Annotated in this window: 1 protein-coding gene; it reads right to left on the reverse strand. The window is 62.4% G+C overall.

Going from position 1 to position 816, the window contains the following annotated elements; all coding sequences use genetic code 11:
- Positions 1-325: 325 nt before the first annotated feature.
- A partial coding sequence (locus GL286_RS23020; protein WP_211596492.1) for a transposase occupies positions 326-816 on the reverse strand: 491 nt, incomplete at its 5' end.

Genomic DNA, 816 nt, shown 5'->3' on the forward strand with positions numbered 1-816 from the left:
TTGGACCGCCTCGCTTTTCTGATCCCGAACAGAAGCGAAAGCCCGCGAACGACCGAGAAACCACGGCGGTGCACTGCTCGATGCCGCTTGACCTAAGGACCTTGAATAGCGAAGGACCCATTGATTTGATCCTGTACCCAGGCCTGGTGTGGGAGCGCCGCCCTTCGGCGAGGTGTAACCCCGCTCCGGCGGCCAAAGCGGGCAGCCTGAGGTTTGGATTGTCGGTGACGCGGGCGAGCGCTTTAAGCGACATGTAGTGCCGCGTGACGGCTAGATTTCATTGATCTCCTGCATCGGCGCTCCGGCGCGGCGAATGATGGCCGTGTCATCGGGAAGTGAGGAGGATCGGGAAAGCTTCCAGTGGAAGGTTTCCTCGACGAACATCTGTGACATCTGCCCGCCGCTTGATCTTCCGGCTCACCCGCTTGAGTGGGTTTGTCGATGAGATCCGGGTCCAATGCTTGCGCGGAGGTTCGTGCCTGTCTGCTGGAAGGGGTGAACTGTCCGGTGGGCGATCGAGGCAAGAACGGGCGACGCCCTTATCGGCGAGGACATCGTCGCGGGAACCTGGTCCAGAACGTCGGGCTTCCCGGGGGGCGGTGGTGACGCCCAGAATTTCCCGCTTGCCAACTACATTGACCGCCACGGCCACCATGACCGCACGGCTGACGATGCGTCCTCCCGCACGTACCTTCAGAAAGGTGGCGCCGGGCCACGCGCCCTTCAGCGGGCGGTTCGGAAAAGTGTTCACCTGCGCCTCGACCACGGGGCAGAGTAGATTGACTTGGCTTCTGGACATGCCTCCCGCGCCCATGG

This window comes from Paracoccus aestuariivivens, assembly GCF_009711225.1.
GTDB lineage: Bacteria > Pseudomonadota > Alphaproteobacteria > Rhodobacterales > Rhodobacteraceae > Paracoccus > Paracoccus aestuariivivens.